This window comes from Acinetobacter sp. CIP 102136 (assembly GCF_000369685.1).
In the GTDB taxonomy this organism is placed as follows: Bacteria; Pseudomonadota; Gammaproteobacteria; order Pseudomonadales; family Moraxellaceae; genus Acinetobacter; species Acinetobacter fasciculus.
The window spans coordinates 1,586,821-1,606,201 of sequence record NZ_KB850142.1 but is presented as its reverse complement, the minus strand read 5'-3'; the positions used below and the strand labels follow the sequence as shown (position 1 = coordinate 1,606,201).

The following is a 19,381-nucleotide window of genomic DNA, read 5'->3' as shown; positions in this document are numbered from 1 at the left end:
AAATAGATCAAAATATAAGGCTTAAAAATAAAAAATAGCGGCTCGAGGGCCGCTGTCTACACTTCATTTATTCACGATTAGTCTTGCTGAATACCTGCAACCACCCAGTCCTGATTTGAACCTGCTGGTTTAGTGAAATGCCAGATTTCTGCGAACGGTTGCGGCAAGCTGTTCAAGTCTTCGCTTACCGTCCCGGTAAAGCGTACGCTGACAATATACTGGTCATTGTCAGTTGATGAGTCGACGACCATCGCATTCAGATTTGAAAACTCGGCAACATCCTGATCCTGATTGCTCATAATGTCGTTATACATCGACTGATAAAGATCAGGGGTCAAGTAACGCTGAATTTCAGAAATGTTGCTTGCTGTATTCATAGACTGGATATGGTTAAAACGCTGACGCGCTACACGCAAGAACGCTGCAGGTTCAGTACCATCCGGTAACTGGCTGCCACTTTGGGTATAAGCTGCACCAAAAGGCGCGTTATTTACCGGAGCAGAACCGAACGGAGCATTATTGCTTGACGTTTGACCACCCACGTTCTGGCCAAAAATATTGGTACTGTCACCACCGCGAGGTGCAGTTGGTGCCTGACCAAAAGGTGCTGTATTACCAGCACCGCTATTTGGCGCGTATGGGTTAGAAGCTACTTTTTTTTTTGCGCCCATTTTACGGAAAATGAAGAAGGCAACAGCAGCAGCAAGCAGGATCCAGATCCAGCCCGGAATACCACTTTTTTCCTCTTCGGCTTGAGCAGCCTGAGCTTCAGACGCTGCTACACTTTGATCATCCGCCAAGGCATTGGCAGCAACTGCACCAATCGCAGCACCGGCTACACCCGCGGCAACCATGCCGCCGACACCCGGACCAGATTTTTGCTGGGTTGCAGCACCGGCAACTGGCGCTTGTTGAGCAGGCGCAGCTTGACGAGGTTGTTGATAAGATTGAGTAGGTTGTGCAGAACGTTGCATGCCGTGACTTTTGCCGCCACCAGCACGTTTTGCTTCAGCTGCAAAAGGCGCAACCAATAAAACTGCTGTCAAGATACCTGTGATCAAACCGCGCTGTCGAACTTCCATTCATTTTTCCTATGAGAATAAAACCTGTTTGTACAGTCTATTTATATAGGCTTTGTGTGGAATTTCAATCAAAAATCTGTATTTTTTTGCTCTTTGTACGAAATGAGCCGGTTTACAGTTAATTGAGTTCATCACTCAGCGCCATTGCCTCGCTCAAGGCTTCATGTAAACGCGCAACTGCAATAATTTGCACGCCCTCGATGGATTTTTGCGGTGCATTGCCGCGAGGGACAATAATGTATTTAAAACCATGTTTAATCGCTTCTTTCAGCCGTTCCTGACCGTTCGGCACAGGGCGAATCTCTCCAGACAGTCCGACTTCCCCAAAAACCGCCAGCTGTTGCGGTAAGGCTTTGCCACGAATGCTGGAAGCGCAGGCCAGCAGTACAGCTAAATCTGACCCAGTTTCGGTAATTTTAAGGCCACCGACAATATTGACATACACATCCTGTCCTGATGTTTGTACGCCGCCATGCCGATGCATGACTGCAAGGAGCATATTCAAGCGGTTCTGATCCAGGCCGAGCGCTACACGTCTTGGTTGGCCATGTGCATCATCGACCAGTGCCTGAACCTCAACCAGTAGCGGGCGCGTACCTTCGCGGCTGATCATTACAATCGAACCGGGAATCGCTTCATCATAACGGCTTAAAAAGATGGCTGAAGGATTAGATACTTCGCGCAGACCTTTATCGGTCATGCCGAACACACCGAGTTCATTGACTGCACCAAAACGGTTTTTGACCGCTCGGATCATCCGGTAACGTGAATCAGACTGGCCTTCAAAATACAGTACACAGTCGACCATATGTTCCAGTACACGTGGGCCGGCCAGTGCGCCTTCTTTGGTTACATGACCGACCAGAAACAAAGACGTGCCACTATTTTTCGCAAAACGGGTCAACAGGGCCGCTGATTCACGAATCTGTGAGACACCGCCCGGTGCAGATTGCAGGGTTTCGGTATACAGGGTTTGGATCGAGTCCAGAATGGCTACCGCAGGACGTTGCTGGGCCAGTACTTCACAAATACGTTCGACACAGGTTTCTGCCATGACTTTGAGCTGGTCGGTTGGCAGATCCAGACGTTGGGCACGTAAAGCAACCTGAGACAAAGATTCCTCACCGGTCACATACAGGGCCGGATTTTTGGCAGATGCCATGTGCGTGGCTGTTTGTAGCAAGATGGTGGATTTACCAATTCCGGGATCACCGCCGATCAGGACCACCGAACCGGTTACCAGTCCGCCACCCAAAACCCGGTCAAATTCGCTGATACCCGTCGGCAGACGGGTTTCATGAGAGACTGAAACCTGATTTAAAGTCGTGATGCTGGACGCCTGGCCTGCATATCCACCACCGATTTTTGGCTGGGCGCGATGCGTCACTGCCGGTGCAATGGTCACCTCAACCAGGCTGTTCCATTCCCCGCATTCAGAACACTGCCCCGACCATTTTGGATGATCGGCACCACACTGTTCACAACGATACACACTTTTTGCTTTAGCCATATTTGAAGATGTAGCGATTGAAATTGAGTGACAGCATAGCGGTGAATGCTATAGAAAACCAAGCCTTTCACCTGAAAAATCATAGTTTTTACGACAAGGCTTGTCGTTTTTATTTATGCTGATTTGAATGCTATGCGTCAACGCCGTCTATAATGCCCATCTTGTTATGCTGGAATGGAACAGATCTTGTCACAATTGCTGAAACATATTGATGCGATCGCACGTGAAAAAAACCGTGATGTGCTGTTTGTGCATTTTGATCATTATGTACATCCAGATCGGGACGCAAACTCGGTTCGCCAAATGTTAATCGGCTGGCTAGAGCAACAGGGCATTGTCTATATGCCGTGTTTAGGTGTGGATCAAACCGTCCATAGTGAAATCTACCTGGGTGGTCTTTATCTGGATGTACCTTTTGATCTGCATCATAAAACCTATCAAAAATTGAGTGGATATCTGGAAGATGAACAGGGCAATATGAAAATTAAAGGCATTCAGTTTTTTGTTTTATCTTTAGGACTAGCGTTGGAGCTTGAATCTGAGTGGGACAAGCTGGCTTGTAGTGGTTTACGTTGCTAAATTTTCATGATGAAGAATGGAAAAGATGAAGCATAAAAAGCCACGATTGACGTGGCTCTTTACTATTTAAGTTGAGTAGTTAAATAACTTATCAATTAATAAAGTTCACCAGATTTACGTCTTGCAATAAAGTCTTTCGATTCCTTGGCAATCACTCCGGATAAAAGCAATAGTGCAATTAAGTTTGGAACCGCCATGAGCCCATTAAAGGTATCGGCGAAGAGCCAAACCAGATCAAGGGTCGCCACACAGCCAATAAATACCGAAGCGATATAAATAATGCGATAGGGCAGCACAAACTTCTCACCGAGCAAATAAGTGGCACATTTTTCTCCGTAGTAGCTCCAGCCTAAAATGGTGGAATAGGCGAAGAAAATAATACCGAAAGTGACCACCCAACCACCGACACCCGGCAGCAGTTTGTCGAACACGCCGATAGTCAGTACCGCACCGGTTTGATCTCCGAATGAATTACCGGCCATGATATAACCCATCACCAGGACAATACCGGTAATTGAACAGACAATAATCGTATCAATGAAGGTACCGGTCATGGATACCAAACCTTGACGGGCCGGATGATCGGTTTTTGCCGCTGCGGCAGCAATCGGCGCAGAACCCATGCCGGCTTCGTTGGAGAATACACCACGTGCCACACCATAACGAATCGCCGCACCAATCGCACCGCCCACTGCAGCTTCACCGGTAAATGCATAGGTGAAGATCATTTTTAGTGCCGGCACGACCAGTTCCAGATTATTAAAAATAATAATCAGACCGCCAGCCACATAACCCACCGCCATAATCGGCACGATCACAGAAGAAGCTTTGGAAATCGATTTAATCCCGCCCAAAATCACCAGTGCTGAAAAGGCAGTGATAATGATCCCCGTCATCCAGGTTTCGATGCCCAAGCTGTTTTCAACCGCCAGTGCTACAGTATTCGACTGTACTGAACTGCCGATTCCAAAAGAAGCCAGTGTCCCGAACAAGGCAAAAATCAGTGCCAGCCATTTCCATTTCAGACCACGCTCGATGTAGTACATCGGACCACCCGACATTTCACCATTTTCATTTTTGACTCGGTATTTGACTGCCAGAACACCTTCGCCATATTTGGTGGCCATACCAAACAGGGCGGTCATCCACATCCAGAACACGGCGCCCGGACCCCCGAGGACACATGCAGTGGCTACGCCGGCAATGTTACCGGTACCAATCGTGGCAGAGAGTGCGGTCATGAGTGAAGCGAATTGGGAAATGTCCCCTGAGTGGTCAGGATGCTTGCCAAAGACCTGTTTGAAGGCTAGGGGCAACATGCGGAACTGCCAGAACAATAAACGGAAGGTGAGGAAGATCCCGGTACCAACAATCAGTACCAGCATATAAGGGCCCCACACCCAGCCGCTTAAAGTTTCCATTAAACTTTGTAAATTTTGCATAAAATTCTTCTTATTGATCCATGTCTGTGTAGTTCGAGGTATTGATTAAAAAGCAATTGCTATGCCAGATGCATTCATCCTGAATGCATAAATTGGCTGAATAGTGTTCTATTTTTTACACAGTTTTAAAAATTTGACAAGAAATTACTGGAATATCGCAGGTCAAAAATAAAGCAGAAATGTAACTGTAGAGCGATATAAGAAAAATAAATTAACTTCTTCAATTAATCAGGAAATACAAATGATGCAAATTTTATTTTTGTATTCAGTATTTTTTACGTTAATTTGTCGCGAGTAAAACTCAAAGTTGTAATTAATAATGTCAGAAAAATATAACAATTCGTCGACAGAGCACGGTGAATTAAAGCGGAGTTTGTCCAATCGGCACCTACAGTTAATTGCCATTGGGGGCGCCATTGGAACCGGCCTGTTTATGGGTTCGGGTAAAACCATCAGTCTCGCAGGTCCTTCGATTCTGGTGATCTATATGATCATCGGTTTTATGGTCTTTCTGGTGATGCGTGCATTGGGTGAGCTGTTACTCTCCAATTTACAATATAAATCATTTATTGATTTTGCCACGGATCTGATCGGGCCTTGGGCCGGATACTTTGTTGGCTGGACCTACTGGTTGTGCTGGATTACCATCGGGATCGCGGATCTGTCAGCCATTATTTACTATCTGCAATTCTTCAATAATGGCTTGCCCTTTAGCCCTGAAGAAGGCGTCATGATCAGTGTTGCCGCGATTGTGTTTATCATGGGCTTGAATCTGGTCACGGTAAAACTGTTTGGTGAAATGGAATTCTGGTTTGCCCTGGTCAAAATTATCGCCATTGTGGTGCTGATTGCCGTTGGTCTGTGGATGGTATTTACCGGCTTTACCAATGATGTCGGTACGGTCGCATCCTTTAGTCATATCTGGGAGCATGGCGGTTTGTTCCCGACGGGTGCCATGGGCTTCCTGGCCGGTTTCCAGATTGCAATCTTTGCCTTTGTGGGGGTGGAACTGGTGGGTACTACCGCGGCTGAAACCAAAGATCCGGAAAAGAACCTACCAAAAGCGGTGAACTCTATTCCGATCCGTATCATTATTTTCTATGTATTGGCACTGCTAATTGTGATGTCAGTGACACCGTGGAACCAGATTGATCCGAATGTATCACCGTTTGTGAACCTGTTCAGTCAGGCTGGCATTGCAGCGGCTGCGATCATCATGAACCTGGTGGTATTGTCCTCGGTGATGTCATCGATGAACAGTGGCGTATTCTCAACCAGTCGTATGCTGTTTGGCCTGTCGCGTGAAGAGCAGGTACCGGTTGCCTTTGGTCGCTTGAACCGTCGCGCTGTGCCTGCAAATGCCCTGTATTTTTCTGCCGTGTGTTTGTTGCTGGGTGCAGCACTTCAGTATTTTGTTCCGGATACCGTTCGGGCCTTTACCTTGGCCACGACTTTATCCACGATTCTGTTTATCTGTGTCTGGATCATCATTATCTGGAGCTATATCGTGTATTACAAAACACGACCAGAGCTGCATGCCAAATCGACCTTTAAATTACCAGGTGGTTTAGTGACCTGTTGGATCGTGATTATCTTCTTCCTGAGCATGATCGTGGTCTTAGCACTGGAAGAGGATACTCGCCAGGCACTGATGATCAGTCCGATCTGGTTTATCCTGCTAATCATTGGCTATTTTGGTTTCTATAAACAGAAACATAAATAAACCTTATCAATAAAAACGTCAGCGATCTGCTGGCGTTTTTTTTTGTCTAAAGATACTCTCTAGCGTTTAACGCTTGGGTCATGCCGAATGATCGCGTTATACTTCATCGAAACTATTACATTAGGTGGTCAGATGCGCCAAGTCATTTGCTACATCAGTATCTTAGCGACGGGTCTTGCTCTTGCAAGTTGTGGACAGTCAGGTGCTTTGCACTTGCCGAATGATCCGAATTACGACAAGCGTGCCAAGTATCTGTTATACAAAAATACTGAAACTGAGCCTAAAGCGTCCGATGAAGAACGCGAGGCACCTGTGCAACAACAGTTTGCTGCACCTACCGATTCAGACGTTAAAACCACTCCATAACGCTTTCACAGAAAGGATACCTTCATGAGTTTCACCCGCATTAATGGGGTATTGCACGCTGAGCAATGTTCATTACAACAGCTCGCGGAGCAATTCGGCACACCACTCTATGTTTATTCTAAAGCCACTTTGGAAAAGCATTTTTTAGATATGGACCGTGCTTTTGATTTTATCGACCATCAAATCTGTTTTGCGGTAAAGTCCAACTCTAATCTTGCGGTATTGAATGTATTGGCCAAACAGGGTGCCGGTTTTGATATTGTGACCGGTGGTGAATTGGCGCGTGTGCTGAAAGCCGGTGGTGATGCATCGAAAATCGTATTTTCGGGTCTGGGTAAATCTGAAGCGGATATCAAAAAAGCGCTAGAAGTTGGGATTGCCTGCTTTAACGTCGAATCTTATGCCGAGCTGGATCGTATACAGAAAGTTGCGACTGAATTAAATGTCAAAGCGCCGATTTCATTGCGTGTCAATCCGGATGTCGATGCCAAAACCCATCCTTATATTTCAACGGGCTTAAAAGAAAATAAATTCGGTATTCCATCGGATAGCGTGTTTGAAACTTATCAATATGCAGCGTCATTGCCAAATCTGGATGTGGTCGGGATTGATTGCCATATTGGTTCACAGTTGACTGAAACCCAGCCATTTGTCGATGCACTGGATCGTGTCATCGTGATGATCGACCAGTTAAAAGAGCTGGGCATTCACCTCAAACACATCGATATCGGTGGTGGTCTGGGTGTGACGTATAAAGATGAAACCCCGCCGTCGGTTGAAGAATATGCCAATGCGCTGCGTCCAGCTTTAGAAAAACTGGGCTTGAAAGTGTATATGGAACCGGGACGTAGTATTTCTGCCAATGCAGGTGTGCTGCTGACTAAAGTAGATCTGCTCAAGCCAACCAATCACCGTAATTTCGCGATCATTGATGCAGCGATGAATGACCTGATTCGCCCTGCGTTATATGAAGCATGGATGGATATTCAATCTGTTACACCTCGTACCGATGTCGAAATGAAAGAATGGGATGTGGTGGGTGCAATTTGTGAAACTGGTGATTTTCTGGGTAAAGAGCGTGAGCTTGCGATCAAGGAAAATGATGTGCTGGCTGTGCTGGGCGCAGGTGCATACGGTTTTGTGATGAGTTCAAATTACAACAGCCGTGGACGTGCTGCTGAGGTAATGGTCGATGCTGATCAGGCACATTTGATTCGTGAACGTGAGACGATTGAATCACTTTGGGAACGTGAGCGTTTATTGCCTTAAGGATAAATCAGGATGTTATTAGAATTTACCAAGATGCATGGTCTGGGCAATGACTTTATGGTGGTTGATCTGATCAGCCAGCGTGCTTATTTAGACACTTTGACCATTCAGCGTTTGGCCAATCGTAACTTTGGCATTGGTTTTGATCAACTCTTGGTGGTTGAGCCACCCGATGTCCCAAGTGCAGACTTTAAATATCGGATTTTTAATGCCGATGGTTCAGAAGTGGAACAATGTGGCAATGGCGTGCGCTGTTTTGCCAAATTTGTGCATGATCGTCAGCTCACGACCAAAACCAAAATCAAGGTACAAACCAAATCTGGTATTGTAGAGCCGGAATTGGGTGCGAATGGTTGGGTACGGGTCAATATGGGCTATCCAAAATTCCTGCCTCAGGAAATTCCATTTGTAGCTGATGCGCCGGAGAGCCTGTATGACATTGATCTCGCTGGCGGTGAAAGGCTGACGATTGATGTGGTGAATATGGGGAATCCACATGCGGTAACGATTGTACCGGATGTGATTGCTGCAGATGTCGCACGTATTGGTCCACAAGTAGAATCACATGCGCGTTTCCCGGCTCGGGTCAATGCTGGCTTTATGCAGATCATTGATGAAAAACATGCGCGTTTACGCGTGTACGAGCGTGGTGTAGGCGAGACCTTAGCTTGTGGTACAGGTGCCTGTGCTGCCGCAATTTCAGGTATGCGTCGTGGTCTGCTGTCGAGTGAAGTCGAAGTTGAACTGGCAGGTGGCAAGCTGCAAATTGAATGGAAAGAAGGTGATGTGGTCTGGATGACCGGACCAGCGGCGACCGTATATGAAGGACGTCTGGATTTACGTTATTTCCAGGGTTAAGCTTGGTTCCGCTTGAGAAAAAAGCACTGTCTTTGATGGTGCTTTTTTTATGCTAGGATGGGAAAAACCGTAGAATTTGACCGAGATGAATAAGCTTGTGTTCCTGCCGGGTGCTTCAGGAAGCCAGCACTTTTGGCAGCCATTAAAGGCAGCATTAACCGGCTATCCAGATCAGCAAGTCATTGCCTATCCAAGCTTTGATGGCGTAGCACCAAATTTGGCCATTCAAAATCTGCATGATTTGCAAGAATTCGTGGAAAAGCAGATAGAGGATGATTCCATTCTGATTGCCCAGTCTATGGGTGGTGTATTGGCCGTTGGGTTGGTACTTAAGCATCCACAGAAAGTCAAAGGACTGGTATTGTTGGCGACATCTGGTGGCCTGAATTTGCAATCATTTCATTGTGCAGACTGGCGAACAGATTATCATGAACATTTTAAAACAGCACCGGACTGGTTTGTACAAGACCAAACTGAATTTAGCCGCATTCAGCTTGAAAGTCTTGACATTCCGATCTTACTGATCTGGGGCGATCATGATCCTTTAAGTACTGTTCAGCTTGGACAATACTTGGCAGGAATTTTTAAAAATGCAAAATTGCATATTATCCAAGGTGGAGATCATTTCTTTGCCAATTCTCATGCAAATCAGGTTGCAATGCTGATTCAAGATTATTTGGAGCAACTCTAAATGGAGCAAGCAGTGATTGTCCCACCTCAACTCTTGCTTAACATGTGGCTGAAAGAACGTGAAATTCAAAACCAGTCCAAACATACCTTGCAAGCCTATGAACGTGATGTCTCAGATTTTTTAGAGTTTTGCCAGCGTGAGCAGCTCAATTTAAACGATGTAGAAGCCACCGATTTACGCCAGTTTCTGGCTGAAAAAGTGGAACAGCATCAGCTCAGTCCTAGCAGCCTGCAACGTATGCTTTCGGCTATTCGTCAGTTTATGAAATGGGCCGAGCAGGCTCAGCATATGGCTTTTAATCCGGCGGATGATTTTCAGTTAAAACGTCAATCGCGTCCTTTGCCGGGCATGGTGGATATTGAAACCGTCAACCAAATTATTGATCAGCCTGCGCCTGAAAATGAAATACAACAGCAAATGTGGCTCCGGGACAAAGCGATGTTAGAATTGCTTTATTCCAGTGGGCTGCGTCTGGCAGAACTGCAAAGCCTGAGAATTAAAGATATTGATTTCAACCGGCAGTTATTACGCATTACTGGTAAAGGCAATAAAACCCGGATAGTGCCTTTCGGTTCCAAGGCCAAAGACAGCGTGATGGCTTGGTTGCAGGTTTATCCTTTATGGAATGGCGATTTTGTACCGGAGGCGAATGTATTTATTACCCAGAAAGGCAATCCGCTCGGTGCACGACAAATTGAAAATCGGGTCAAGTTTCAGGCGCAGCGCGCAGGCGTGAATGTAGATTTACATCCGCATTTGTTAAGACATTGTTTTGCGAGTCACATGTTATCGAATAGCCGGGACTTACGAGCCGTGCAGGAAATGCTGGGACACAGTAATTTAACCACCACGCAAATTTATACCCATGTTGATTTTGACCATCTGGCCCAGATTTATGATCAGGCCCATCCGCGTGCGCAGCATAAAGAAGATTGATCATGTGCCCAGTTTTAAAGAATAAAAATCATGAAAATTGTATTTTTGGCACAAAACTTTCATATATAAACCTTAAAATGGAATTGAACTGAACATTGGCGTTCGGGTAAGCATTTCACTATTGTCTTATTCGTTAAATGCGCCATTTCAGGTATAACAATAAATACTATTTAATATTTAAAATGAAATATTGCTGAGCAGCGTCTCAGCATTTGACCGATGGGAGGTGACATGGACACACTGGTAATTGCAGATATAGAGCAAAAATATGCACAGTTAAGTGAAGCTCAAAAAGAAATGTTTGCAGGTTATGGTCTGCGACAAATCAAACATTTTGTGGACATTAGCTTACCCAATCTTGAAGCGACTTTACCTGAAGGCGCCATCATTCAAGGCATTAATGCCGATGGGAAAGTTCAGGCCTTTAATGCGGCGACTGGACAATACTATTTATGGATTTCTGACTTGCAATGGCAATTGTCGAATCGTGCGACCCAAGCAGTCGATTTAAAAGAAGATGCGATTGCGATTTGGCAAATTTTTGAATTGGCAGACTATGAGCTGGTAGATTTAAGCCATGTACATCGTGATTTTTTAGCACAAGAAACTGAGTAAATTCTGAAGTATCCACACAGCATAATAATAAGATTCAGTCCTGTGGTTTGGCTTTGTTCACGAGGAAAAGGTTGTCTTCTATTATAGGCAACCTTTTTTATACGAGAACTTGCAATCTATGCGCTTGCAGCACAGGTTATGGTTTCAGCAAGCTACGATCATTCAAATCTTAAATTAAGAACATAGCTTCGTTATCTAAAATCAGTTTGCCTATAAATCTTCTAAAGGTAGCTGGAAACTCTGTTTAATAATCTGACTCGGTAAATCTGTTTTGACACTGGTAATACCATTTTTTTTGGTCAGATGGGTCGACTGGAATTTCCGGTAACTTTCCAGATCAGGCACCACGACTTTCAACATGGCATCGCTCTCTCCCAAAATGATGTAGCACTCCATCACTTGCGGCAATTCTTTCATCGCCTCAATAAAGGTATCAATGGTTTCGGCATCCTGACCGACCAGCCAGATGCGCGAAAATAAAATCAGCTGAAAACCAATTTTTTGTTGGTCGACAATAGTCGTGTAATTCTGAATCACGCCTGCATCTTCCAGCAATTTCACCCGGCGTAAACAGGATGAAGGTGAAAGTCCGATTTCACGTGCCAGATCATTATTCTGAATACGGCCATTGGCCTGTAAATGTCGAATGATATTTTTATCAATTCGATCAAGCTTTACCCGCACAGACTTGGTGGATATTTTCATAAATTAGAATAGTATTCGAAAAATAATACTTATTATAAAATAAAATGAAAGCCAATTTTGTAAAAAATCGCAGATACTTATTTCACTTTCTGGAGTTTGAAAGGAAAAGGAAATGTCTGTATTTGTACTCTTTGCACTGACCGTGCTTCCCCTGATTTTTACGCCTGGACCCGATATGTTATTTATCCTGTCTCAAGTGATGGGTAAAGATGCAAAAGCAGGCATGATGGCAACCTTAGGGGTGTGTTGCGGTTATCTGGTGCATTCTATTCTGGTGGCACTCGGGATTGCGGCTATTATTGTCTCTTTTCCGGTGCTGTTTGAAACGATTCGCTGGCTCGGGATTGCTTATCTGCTGTATCTGGCCTTTGGTTTGCTCAAATCGGTATTCAGTAAAAACGCGCTGAACATTGAGAAAAAGACCTCAGCCAATCCGATTAAAAAAGGTTTTTTTACCGCACTGTTAAATCCGAAAGGCATGTTGATTTATTTTGCGATTTTGCCGCAGTTTATTGATAAATCGGCCAATACGGTTAGTCAAGGCTTGATTCTGTCCTTTATTTTTATCAGTCTGATTTTTGTGGTGTATTGTGGCTTAAGCATTTTATTCAGCAAAATCAGCCAGAAAACCCAAATGGATGAACGTAAACAAAAATGGGTAGATGGAACTTCTGGTGGTTTACTGGCACTTGCTGCAAGCTGGCTCATCATTAATTAATAGGGTTGCAAAGAAGCATACTGTTCGCAGTATGCTTTTTTTATAATTGCGAAGATTTGAAATTAAATATTCACTTTGTCGGCGTAGAATTCAATGAGCTGGTTTATTATTTGGTCAATTTGTCTTTATATTAGGTTTAATTCGCTCTCAAAAAGAGTTCTGTCCAAAATGACAAAAGCTGACATACGTATATTCCGGCTGTTTTGCTTCAAGCTGCTTTAAATCAGTTTAAATTAAATGTCATCAATCAAAACTTCTGATGTGATTAATCAGATAAAAAAATAATATAAATCAATGGTTAAATTTTAAGTAAATATTGATACATTTCATTGTAATAAAACGATAACAATTAATTGTGAACGCATCGTTCAGGGAAAATTACGCATTTTTACAGCTCTTTGTTGAATTGTGACTTGACCGAAATGCCGTACACATTGCAAGATAGGGCACCTAAAAAAATTTAAGTGAAGAGTTACACTAACTTTTCTCAACATTTACATTTGCTAAAACAGCCGAGGATTACATGAAGGCTCTTGTTGCTGTAAAACGTGTGGTTGATGCCAACGTTAAAGTTCGTGTTAAACCGGACAACAGTGGTGTTGACTTAACTAACGTTAAAATGTCAATTAATCCATTCTGTGAAATCGCAGTGGAAGAAGCGGTTCGTTTAAAAGAAAAAGGAACTGTTTCAGAAATCATTGTTGTTTCTATTGGTCCTAAAGAAGCCCAAGAACAGATCCGTTCTGCAATGGCGCTTGGTGCTGACCGCGGTATTCTGGTTGAAGCTGATGACAGCCAACTGGGTGCGCTGGAAATCGCTAAAATTCTGAAAGGCGTTGTTGACGCTGAACAACCACAATTGATCCTTCTTGGTAAGCAAGCAATTGATGATGACTCGAATCAGGTTGGTCAGATGCTTGGCGCTCTAATGGGTGCAGGTCAAGGTACATTCGCTTCTGAAGTAAAAGTAGATGGCGATAAAGTACAAGTAACACGTGAAGTAGACGGCGGTTTACAAACTGTTGAGCTGAAACTTCCAGCAATCATTACCACGGACTTGCGTTTGAACGAGCCTCGTTATGCGGCACTTCCAAACATCATGAAAGCGCGTAAAAAACCGCTGGATACCAAGTCACCTGCAGATTTCGGTGTAAACCCTGCAACTAAACTGAAAACAGTGAAAGTTGAATCACCTGCAGAGCGTAAAGCTGGCGTACAAGTGAAGTCTGTAGACGAGCTTGTAGAAAAATTGAAAAACGAAGCGAAAGTGATCTAATACAGAAGGATAAAAATCATGAGTATTTTAGTTATCGCTGAGCACGACAACAAAGCATTAAACGCTGCTACTTTAAACGTTGTTGCTGCAGCGCAAAAAATCGGTGGTGATATCACTGTATTGGTTGCTGGTTCTGGCGCTCAGGCAGTTGCTGACCAAGCGGCTAAAGTTGCGGGTGTAAGCAAAGTATTACTTGCTGATGACGCTGCTTATGCAAACCAATTGGCTGAAAATGTGGCTAAACTTGTTGCTGAATTAGGTAAAGGCTATACACATATCCTTGCTGCTTCTACAACAACTGGTAAAAACATTTTGCCACGTGCAGCTGCGCTTCTTGACGTAAGCATGATCACTGACATCATTGCGGTAGATGGTCCTAAGACTTTCAAACGTCCGATCTATGCAGGTAACGCAATTGCGACTGTAGAATCAGGCGAAAGCATCGTATTGGCGACTGTTCGTGGTACAGCATTTGATGCTGTAGCTGCTGAGGGTGGTTCTGCTGCTGTTGAAGCTGCTGCGTCTACTGGTGATGCCGGTATTTCTAAGTTTATCAACGAAGAAATCGTAAAATCTGAACGACCTGAACTGACAGCTGCGCGTATTGTAGTTTCTGGTGGTCGTGGTGTTGGTTCTGGTGAGAACTATCACAAGATCCTTGATCCATTGGCTGACAAGCTTGGTGCTGCTCAAGGTGCATCACGTGCTGCGGTAGATGCTGGCTTCGTACCAAACGATATGCAAGTGGGTCAAACTGGTAAAATCGTTGCGCCTGATCTGTACATCGCAGTCGGTATCTCTGGTGCGATTCAGCATTTGGCGGGTATGAAAGAGTCTAAAGTGATCGTTGCGATCAACAAAGACGAAGAAGCGCCAATCAATGCAGTCGCTGACTACTGGTTAGTCGGTGATTTGAACACTGTTATTCCTGAATTGGTTTCTAAAATCTAATTCTTGAATCGGATTCAAAAAACGCTCTTGTGCAGGCAGTGAAAGCAATGCTTTCCTGTTTTGTCCAAGGGCGTTTTTTTATGCAAAAATTTTAAAAATACTCGGCAGTCGAAACTAGAGTATTTCATTTGCATGAAAAGTGATAAAATTCCGGTTTGGTTTTTCTCCTGTTTTTAATCATGTCCTTTTCCAAAGCCGCCCATATCCTGTTCATTAGTTTTCTGCTGATTGCGCTTTATCTGGGTATTTGCATTCATACTGCCCTGAATGCACCGCCTGCGGTGACTCAGTATTTATTTAGTGAATCAGGCGCTTTTGAAGTCATGAGTCCATGGTTATGGTACTTGCTGGCAGTGCTGTGTTTGCTCAATGTTGAAATCAAACCTAATACCCGAGTGTTTACGGCTATAGCAGCGACATTGTTGGGATTGCGGGAAATGGATTTTCATAAGCAGGTGTTTGAAATGAGTTTTATTAAAACTAATTTCTATCGCAGTGCTGAAATTCCGCTCATGGATAAGCTGCTCGGATTTATTTTATTGCTCGGGATTATTTTTGTCTTTCTGGTACTGGCGAAAAAATTGGTTCAAACCATACGAAGCATGAAAGATTCTTTGAATATTGCACATTTTTTTATCTTCCTCACCATTGCCTGTGGCGGACTGAGCAAGGTGCTGGATCGCACGACCTCAACCCTGAAAGAAGAATTCGGCATCCAGTTGGTACCGCATACTCAAATCATGATTATGACCATTGAGGAAGGGGTAGAAATGTTATTGCCAGTTTTATTGATTGTGGCTGTGCTGAGCTATCGTAAAGTACTGAACCAGGCACAATAAAAATATAGAAAAAACGATGAAGATGCGCCAGTTGATTGGCGCATTTTGTTTTTGTAGTACTGTATTTCTCAAAATTTGAGGTATTGAAAAATCCTGTCTGGATGCGCTAATTTTCTGTTTTGAAATAACAAGAAAATGATCACTAAAATGAAGATAATTAACAAGGTTAAGCTGAATATTTCGACACAAAAATACAAGTGTTTATGCTATAATTTAGGGCTGTATTTTAGTTTTTAACTCAGTCGTTTGAGTTAATGATTTTGCTAGTTTTACGACATATAAATACAAGCCAAAATTGGCTTGTAGAATAAGGAGTATGCATGAGCGTATCGGAAATTAGACCGATTGCCATTGAGGATGAACTTAAAAGCTCATATCTCGATTATGCGATGAGCGTGATTGTGTCACGTGCATTGCCCGATGTACGAGATGGTTTAAAACCTGTTCATCGTCGTGTGCTTTTCGCAATGCACGAATTAGGCAATGACTATAACAAAGCTTATAAAAAGTCTGCACGTGTAGTCGGTGACGTCATCGGTAAATATCACCCGCATGGTGATTCTGCCGTATACGAAACCATTGTACGTATGGCGCAAGATTTCAGCTTGCGTTACCAATTGGTTGATGGTCAAGGTAACTTCGGTTCGGTCGATGGCGATAGCGCAGCAGCCATGCGTTATACCGAAGTGCGTATGCGTAAACTGACCCACGAACTGTTAGCGGATCTTGAAAAAGATACCGTCGAGTGGGAAGACAACTACGATGGCTCTGAGCGTATTCCTCAAGTCATGCCAACCCGTGTTCCGAACTTGTTGATTAATGGTGTCACTGGTATTGCAGTCGGTATGGCGACCAATATGGCGCCGCATAACATGACTGAAGTTGTGAATGCGTGTCTGGCCTATGCCAATGATCCTCAAATCAGCATTGAAGGATTGATGGAACATATTTCTGGTCCGGATTTCCCGACAGGCGGTATCATTTACGGTAAATCAGGCATCGTCGATGCATATCGTACCGGTAAGGGCCGTTTGCATATCCGTGGTAAATACCATTTCGAAGAAGATCCGAAGAATGGCCGCACCACGATTGTCTTCACTGAAATTCCATATCAGGTTAATAAAGCAAAAACCATTGAGCGTATTGCTGAACTGGTTAAAGAGAAAAAACTGGAAGGTATTTCAGAGCTTCGTGACGAGTCTGACAAAGACGGTATGCGTATCGCGATTGACCTGAAGCGCGGTGAAAACGCTGAAGTGATCGTGAACAACCTGTTCCAGAACACGCAACTTGAAAACTCTTTCAGCATCAACATGGTTTGTCTGGACAATGGCCAACCAAAATTGATGAACCTGAAAGACATCATTGCCGCGTTTATCCGTCACCGTCAGGAAGTGGTCACGCGTCGTACTATGTTCGAATTACGCAAAGCGCGTGAACGTGGTCATATCTTGGAAGGTTTAACCGTTGCCCTGGCGAATATTGATGCCATCATCGAAACCATCAAGAGTTCTGCGAATCCGGCTGAAGCGCGTGAGCGTTTGCAGGCAGGTGAGTGGGCTGGTGGCGGTGTTTTGGCCTTGTTGGAAAAAGCCGGTTCAGTTTCTGTACGCCCAGATGAGATTGAAGGTGAAGACCCAAGTCGCCCGTTTGGTTTGGATGGCGAGATTTATCGTCTGTCACCAACCCAGGTGAATGCGATTATGGAGCTTCGCTTGCATCGTTTAACTGGTCTTGAACAAGACAAGTTACATGCTGAATATAGCGAAATTCTGTCACAAATTGCTGAACTGACTGCAATTTTGAATGACTTTAATCTGTTGATGAATGTGATTCGTGAAGAATTGGCCTTGATTCTTCAGCAGTATGGCGATGCACGTAAAACGTCGATTGTCGAGTCACGTATCGATTTCTCTCGTGAGGATCTGATTCCTGAAGAGCAAATGGTTCTGACGGTATCGAAATCAGGTTATGCGAAAACTCAACCATTGTCTGACTACGCTGCACAGCGTCGTGGTGGCCGTGGTAAGTCTGCGACCAGCATGAAAGAAGATGATTACATTCAACATCTGATTGTGACGTCAAGTCATGCGACGGTACTTTGCTTTACCAATGTTGGTAAGGTCTATCGTCTAAAAGTGTATGAAGTACCACAAGCATCACGTGGTGCCAAAGGTCGCCCAATGGTGAACTTGCTGCCACTGGATGAAAACGAGACCATTACCGCAATCTTGCCTGTGATTGATGCGCCGAAGAAATTCAAAGAACGTCTGGCTGACTTCAAGGCATTTGTAAAAGCCAATGCAGCGCAGTTGCAAAGCAATGAAGTGATCAATGCTCATTTTGCCGAGCTTGAAGCAGCGCTGACAGAATCTGAAGATGGTGCAGATGATATTTCTGATGCATTGCGTATTCAATTGAAACAGTTGGGCTTGGAGCTTTCTGCAACAGATCTTGATGATGACATCATCAATGACTTTGCTCAGCAGGCTGAAGCGGTACGTAAAAACTTCTATGTGTTTATGGCGACTGAATACGGTACGATTAAACGTGTAGAGCTTGAACAGTTCTCGAATGTTCGTTCAAACGGTTTACGTGCGATTGAGCTGAATGGCGATGATACCCTCATCGGTGTAGCGATTACTGACGGTGAACAGCAAATCATGTTGTTCTCGAATGAAGGTAAAGCTATTCGCTTCGCAGAGACGGATGTACGTTCAATGGGGCGTTCTGCCAAAGGTGTACGCGGTATGCGCGTGACCATTGGTGCAGCTGCACAGCTAGAAGAAAATGACGAAACTGAGATCGAGTCTGATGACGAAGATGGTTCAGATTCAGCATTGATTAGCCGAATCGTATCACTGGTGGTTGTACCTGAAACTGGCGAAGTACTGTGTGCATCTGAAAATGGTTATGGTAAACGTACTCCAGTAGACGACTTCCCGACCAAGAAACGTGGCGGTAAGGGCGTGATTGCGATCAAGACCTCTGAACGTAATGGTCAATTGGTGGGCGCTGTTGCCATTGATGCGTCTAAAGAACTGATGCTGATTTCAGATGGCGGTACGCTGGTTCGTACCCGTGCATCTGAAGTGGCGCAAACCGGTCGTAACGCACAGGGTGTTCGTCTGATCCGCTTAGGTAATGAGGAATTGCTGGTCGGTGTGGTTTCAATCGAAGCTGTTGAAGAAGATGAGTTTGTTGAAGCGATTGAAGGTGCAGAATCTTTAGTAGCAGAAACAGATGTAGCAGCTGAAACTGAGCAAGTTGCAAAAGATGGTGAAAATTCAGTAGAAGAATAAGTTTTTTACTGATAAAAAGGGCGCTTCGGCGTCCTTTTTTATAAACCTTGACTGCATAAGAGTAAGCGATGAAAACCAAATTAATGTTGTTGGCAGCAGCGGTTGCATTGACTGGCTGTAATTCAATGGACAATATTCCGAATCCGAGTCCTGAACAGGAAAAGGCGGCACAGCTGGCTTATGAGGATTTGCGTGACGGGAAATATGAGGAATTTCTGGATCAGTTAGAACCGCAGTTGCAAACCCAGTTTAAGGATAATGAAAAGCTGATGAAACGCTTTTCACGTTCAATTCCTCAAGGTGAATACAAGTCTAAGACTTTAATGACCAAAGAGATTGAAGAAGCAACCAATCAGCCTGGACAATATAAGGTCAGTTATGAAATTGCCTATCCGGAGAATCTGGTTCAGTATGATGTGAGTTTTGATAAGCCGAATGGTAGCAACAAGATTCGTAATTTCAATATTCAGGTCTTTGGCGAATCAAGTAAATAAGTGGAATAGGCGCATTGCTATAATG

Annotated in this window: 18 protein-coding genes; 14 read left to right on the top strand and 4 right to left on the bottom strand. The window is 44.2% G+C overall.

Annotated elements, in window-relative coordinates; all coding sequences use genetic code 11:
* Positions 1-77: 77 nt before the first annotated feature.
* Both F893_RS13120 and radA read right to left on the bottom strand, forming a co-directional pair.
* Positions 78-1,082, bottom strand: a complete 1,005-nt coding sequence (locus F893_RS13120; protein ID WP_005252500.1) for a Tim44 domain-containing protein — start codon at positions 1,080-1,082, stop codon at positions 78-80.
* A 118-nt stretch (positions 1,083-1,200) separates the two neighbouring features.
* Positions 1,201-2,592 carry a DNA repair protein RadA gene (radA, locus tag F893_RS13115; RefSeq protein ID WP_004731817.1) on the bottom strand — a complete coding sequence of 464 codons (1,392 nt, stop codon included), beginning with the start codon at positions 2,590-2,592 and terminating at the stop codon, positions 1,201-1,203.
* A gap of 174 nt (positions 2,593-2,766) precedes the next feature.
* Here radA and F893_RS13110 point away from each other — a divergent pair, with 174 nt between their 5' ends.
* Complete coding sequence (locus F893_RS13110; protein WP_004645721.1) at positions 2,767-3,171, top strand: hypothetical protein; 405 nt, start codon at positions 2,767-2,769, stop codon at positions 3,169-3,171.
* Positions 3,172-3,266: 95 nt separating this feature from the next.
* On the opposite strand, the gene F893_RS13105 is transcribed toward F893_RS13110, so the two are convergent.
* A complete protein-coding gene (locus F893_RS13105; RefSeq protein WP_005252496.1) occupies positions 3,267-4,613 on the bottom strand; it encodes an alanine/glycine:cation symporter family protein in 1,347 nt (448 codons plus the stop codon).
* Between the two features lie 319 nt (positions 4,614-4,932).
* On the opposite strand from F893_RS13105, the gene F893_RS13100 reads away from it, so the two are divergent.
* The 7 genes from F893_RS13100 to F893_RS13070 all read left to right on the top strand — a co-directional run bounded on the left by F893_RS13100 (position 4,933) and on the right by F893_RS13070 (position 11,071).
* Positions 4,933-6,336, top strand: a complete 1,404-nt coding sequence (locus F893_RS13100) for an amino acid permease (protein WP_005252495.1) — start codon at positions 4,933-4,935, stop codon at positions 6,334-6,336.
* Positions 6,337-6,468: 132 nt separating this feature from the next.
* Positions 6,469-6,702, top strand: a complete 234-nt coding sequence (gene lptM, locus F893_RS13095; RefSeq protein WP_005252493.1) for an LPS translocon maturation chaperone LptM — start codon at positions 6,469-6,471, stop codon at positions 6,700-6,702.
* Positions 6,703-6,726: 24 nt separating this feature from the next.
* Positions 6,727-7,971 (top strand): diaminopimelate decarboxylase, encoded by a 1,245-nt coding sequence (gene lysA, locus F893_RS13090; RefSeq protein ID WP_005252491.1) that lies wholly within the window; start codon positions 6,727-6,729, stop codon positions 7,969-7,971.
* Positions 7,972-7,983: 12 nt separating this feature from the next.
* Positions 7,984-8,829, top strand: coding sequence for a diaminopimelate epimerase (dapF, locus tag F893_RS13085; protein WP_005252489.1), 846 nt, complete (start codon positions 7,984-7,986; stop codon positions 8,827-8,829).
* Between the two features lie 85 nt (positions 8,830-8,914).
* Complete coding sequence (locus F893_RS13080; protein ID WP_005252487.1) at positions 8,915-9,520, top strand: alpha/beta fold hydrolase; 606 nt, start codon at positions 8,915-8,917, stop codon at positions 9,518-9,520.
* Positions 9,521-10,456, top strand: a complete 936-nt coding sequence (gene xerA / locus F893_RS13075) for a site-specific tyrosine recombinase/integron integrase (protein WP_005252485.1) — start codon at positions 9,521-9,523, stop codon at positions 10,454-10,456.
* Between the two features lie 231 nt (positions 10,457-10,687).
* Positions 10,688-11,071 (top strand): hypothetical protein, encoded by a 384-nt coding sequence (locus F893_RS13070; protein WP_004731804.1) that lies wholly within the window; start codon positions 10,688-10,690, stop codon positions 11,069-11,071.
* A gap of 210 nt (positions 11,072-11,281) precedes the next feature.
* Here the strand turns inward: F893_RS13070 and F893_RS13065 are convergent, their stop codons facing one another.
* Positions 11,282-11,776, bottom strand: coding sequence for an Lrp/AsnC family transcriptional regulator (locus tag F893_RS13065; RefSeq protein WP_004645712.1), 495 nt, complete (start codon positions 11,774-11,776; stop codon positions 11,282-11,284).
* A 112-nt stretch (positions 11,777-11,888) separates the two neighbouring features.
* Between F893_RS13065 and F893_RS13060 the strand changes: the two genes are divergently transcribed.
* The 6 genes from F893_RS13060 to F893_RS13035 all read left to right on the top strand — a co-directional run bounded on the left by F893_RS13060 (position 11,889) and on the right by F893_RS13035 (position 19,356).
* Entirely contained in the window at positions 11,889-12,494 is a 606-nt protein-coding gene (locus tag F893_RS13060; protein ID WP_005252483.1) for a LysE family translocator, read from the top strand.
* A 523-nt stretch (positions 12,495-13,017) separates the two neighbouring features.
* Complete coding sequence (locus F893_RS13055; RefSeq protein WP_004280496.1) at positions 13,018-13,770, top strand: electron transfer flavoprotein subunit beta/FixA family protein; 753 nt, start codon at positions 13,018-13,020, stop codon at positions 13,768-13,770.
* 18 nt (positions 13,771-13,788) lie between these two features.
* Positions 13,789-14,721: an FAD-binding protein gene (locus tag F893_RS13050; RefSeq protein WP_005252481.1), complete on the top strand. Its 933-nt coding sequence runs from the start codon at positions 13,789-13,791 to the stop codon at positions 14,719-14,721.
* A gap of 179 nt (positions 14,722-14,900) precedes the next feature.
* Positions 14,901-15,560 (top strand): hypothetical protein, encoded by a 660-nt coding sequence (locus F893_RS13045; protein WP_005252479.1) that lies wholly within the window; start codon positions 14,901-14,903, stop codon positions 15,558-15,560.
* Positions 15,561-15,880: 320 nt separating this feature from the next.
* Positions 15,881-18,862, top strand: a complete 2,982-nt coding sequence (gene gyrA, locus F893_RS13040) for a DNA gyrase subunit A (RefSeq protein ID WP_005252475.1) — start codon at positions 15,881-15,883, stop codon at positions 18,860-18,862.
* A gap of 68 nt (positions 18,863-18,930) precedes the next feature.
* Entirely contained in the window at positions 18,931-19,356 is a 426-nt protein-coding gene (locus tag F893_RS13035) for a hypothetical protein (RefSeq protein WP_004280487.1), read from the top strand.
* The last annotated feature ends 25 nt before the right edge of the window (positions 19,357-19,381 follow it).